The following is a 2,466-nucleotide window of genomic DNA, read 5'->3' on the forward strand; positions in this document are numbered from 1 at the left end:
CCGCCGCAAGAAGTGGAGGAGGCGTTCTACGCACAGATGAACACCCTTGAAAAAGCCGCGTAGGTTTTGAACAAAGAAGCCTCTCGGAAACCCGGGGCGGTTCAGACCGATCACTGGCAGGCGGTCGGAACCGGGCGCTTACCGTAGAGCCGCCTCAGCTTCTTCTGGTTCACCTGCCAGCCCTGCCGTTCCAGCATCACATGCACGCGTCGATAGCCGAACCGACGGCGCTCAGCCGCCACGGCCTTCATCGCATTGCGCAGATCGGCATCGTCCGGTCGCACGCTGCGATACCGCACGCTCGATCGGTCAACGCCGAGGACAGAACACGCCCGCCGCTGGCTCACCTCGTGCTCTTTGCACAGATGCGCCACAGCTTCTCGCTTCGCGCCGGGCGTTACCACTTTCGCGAGGCGACATCCTTCAACATCGCAATGTCCAGCATCTGCTCGGCGAGCAGCTTCTTCAGCTTCGCGTTCTCGTCCTCCAGCGCCTTAAGCCTCCTGGCATCCGACACCTCCAGCCCGCCGAACTTCGCTTTCCATTTGTAGAACGTCGCCGAGCTGATCCCATGCTCCCGGCACACGTCCGCCTTTGCCACGCCACTCTCCTGTTGCTTCAGGATCGCGATGATCTGTTCTTCGCTGAAACGTGATCTCTTCATTCTGTCCGTCTCCTTCGTTGGGACGGACCCTACCTCAAAATCGAGGAGGAAACGGGTCTCAGGTCACAGGTAAGACTGTATGCTCGTCGCGCCTGTTTTCGGAGGGCCGATATTCAGGAGCAGCTTCGTGGTCCGTCCCGGCGGTCCGGTTTATAGGAATTTGCCGAAAACCTTGTAGTCGACTGCGTAGAATTCGCGGATCGACGCGATCTCGCTCTCGGTCAGGTCCTCGAGCTTCAGTTTTGGCCCGCCGGTCTGGAATCGGCCCAAACCGAAGCTGACCTTGAATCGCTCTTGCATGAGCGCCTCGAACTCCGACAGTGTTTCCATGTTGAATATGCGTGCGTAATACGACGGATCCTCTCCGAGCGACGATACCAGCGTGCGGCTGTGCCAGCGGATGCTTTGCACATGCCTCCGGTAATTTCTGAAGTCGCGCACGAAGGTGTGGATGTCCGGATCAGGCACCAGTCCTTCGGCAAGCGCCTCTTCGGGTAGATGCTTTTCGGAAAGCTGTTTGTAGAAAACGACACGGTTACTGTAGCAACTGAGAAAACGAGCGACCGGATCGCGCACCACCGCATACCGGTCGCATAGTTCAAGCCGTTTCATCGGCAGGTCCGTGAACAGCTTGCCAGGGTACAGGTTGTGCACGTCTCGCTTTTTCTCGTTCGCGACGAAGGGTTCGAACGACCGGCCATTTTCGACCTCGAAAAGGAAGTGCTTGATCGATGTACACGCGACTTTCGGCACGGAGATGTAGGCGAAATCTGCTTTCGCGAGGATGGCGGTCACACTCGGCTCCTTACGCGCAGAGAATATTCATAGGCATCGCCCGGTCAGCAGATCCGGCATCGCAACGTTCTCTGTGGCCACATGCTAGGAACGAGCGGTTTTGTCAAGCTTCGTGAAAGCACCGGATCGCAACCTCCCGTCAAGCATGTTCCATGCCGGCGCTTTACCTTTTATTTCAGCTGTTTTAACCAAACACATGAGGGAATCTGGATAGAACGAATGGTGAACGTTGTGAACGACCGGAGCGCTAATGCCGACCATCGGATGGTTGCCGTTCTGTCGAGGGACGAGATGACCAGTCCCGTGTTCCACGCGCTTTATGAAGATATGCTGCGCCGCGCCAAAAGGCGCGGCGACCTCACCGCCGACCGGCAGGCCCGGGAAACACTGTTCGGGCGCGGGCGTGACAAACGTTGACACCGAGTCCGCATTTGTCGCACGACCCGCGGGTGTTGGGTAAACCACACGCTTCAAGACACTGAATTCCGGGTGAATGACTTCCATGCGCTGTATCCTCCACATCGGCCCGCCCAAGACCGGCAGCACGTCAATCCAGAGGTTCATCCGGCGTAATCGCGCTGACCTCGACGCAGCCGGGTTCTACCTGCCAAAGACCCGCGCAACCAACATGCGCGAGATTCGGATCGCGGCCGACGCGGATCATGACCATCGGCCAGACGTGGCCGGAAAAAGCGACCTGACGGACAGCTCGGGCTGACATACGAGAACTATGAACGCCGGCAGTGAGCTTCCCCGAAATTCCGACACTGACACAAGCTACGAATTGCAGTCTGCTGATCTTCGAGGAGAAGGAGATCAGAGATGTGGAAACGCAAGCAGCACGCGCCCGAGTTCAAGGCGAAGCTCGCGCTGGAAGCCCTGAAGGGCGAGGAGACGGCGGCCGTGAACCGCCCCGGGTTTCCGAGAGGCTTCTTTGTTCAAAACCTACGCGGCTTTTTCAAGGGTGTTCATCTGTGCGTAGAACGCCTCCTCCACTTCTTGCGGCG

3 protein-coding genes and 2 pseudogenes are annotated in these 2,466 nt (G+C 58.2%); 2 read left to right on the plus strand and 3 right to left on the minus strand.

Annotation, left to right across the window (positions count from 1 at the left end; translation table 11 throughout):
• Nucleotides 1-143: 143 nt before the first annotated feature.
• The 3 genes and pseudogenes from CEF10_RS17290 to CEF10_RS17005 form a co-directional block, all read right to left on the minus strand.
• Nucleotides 144-664 (minus strand): annotated as a pseudogene (locus CEF10_RS17290) (transposase); the annotation flags it as partial.
• A gap of 150 nt (nucleotides 665-814) precedes the next feature.
• Nucleotides 815-1,459: a sulfotransferase family 2 domain-containing protein gene (locus tag CEF10_RS16630; protein ID WP_157933077.1), complete on the minus strand. Its 645-nt coding sequence runs from the start codon at nucleotides 1,457-1,459 to the stop codon at nucleotides 815-817.
• An 84-nt stretch (nucleotides 1,460-1,543) separates the two neighbouring features.
• Nucleotides 1,544-1,963, minus strand: a complete 420-nt coding sequence (locus tag CEF10_RS17005) for a hypothetical protein (RefSeq protein ID WP_157933078.1) — start codon at nucleotides 1,961-1,963, stop codon at nucleotides 1,544-1,546.
• Here CEF10_RS17005 and CEF10_RS16635 point away from each other — a divergent pair.
• Nucleotides 1,962-2,177 carry a hypothetical protein gene (locus CEF10_RS16635; RefSeq protein WP_157933079.1) on the plus strand — a complete coding sequence of 72 codons (216 nt, stop codon included), beginning with the start codon at nucleotides 1,962-1,964 and terminating at the stop codon, nucleotides 2,175-2,177. The two genes, CEF10_RS17005 and CEF10_RS16635, sit on opposite strands and share 2 nt — an antisense overlap.
• Nucleotides 2,178-2,281: 104 nt before the next feature.
• A pseudogene (locus tag CEF10_RS16640) lies at nucleotides 2,282-2,466 on the plus strand (hypothetical protein); the annotation flags it as partial.

Origin of the sequence: Roseovarius salinarum, from assembly GCF_002834145.1 — a bacterium.
Taxonomy (GTDB): domain Bacteria; phylum Pseudomonadota; class Alphaproteobacteria; order Rhodobacterales; family Rhodobacteraceae; genus Roseovarius; species Roseovarius salinarum.

Coding starts and splice junctions, on each gene's coding strand:
- CEF10_RS17005 (WP_157933078.1), bottom strand. CDS start 1,963: ATGGAAGTCATTCACCCGGAATTCAGTGTCTTGAAGCGTGTGGTTTAC.
- CEF10_RS16635 (WP_157933079.1), top strand. CDS start 1,962: ATGCGCTGTATCCTCCACATCGGCCCGCCCAAGACCGGCAGCACGTCA.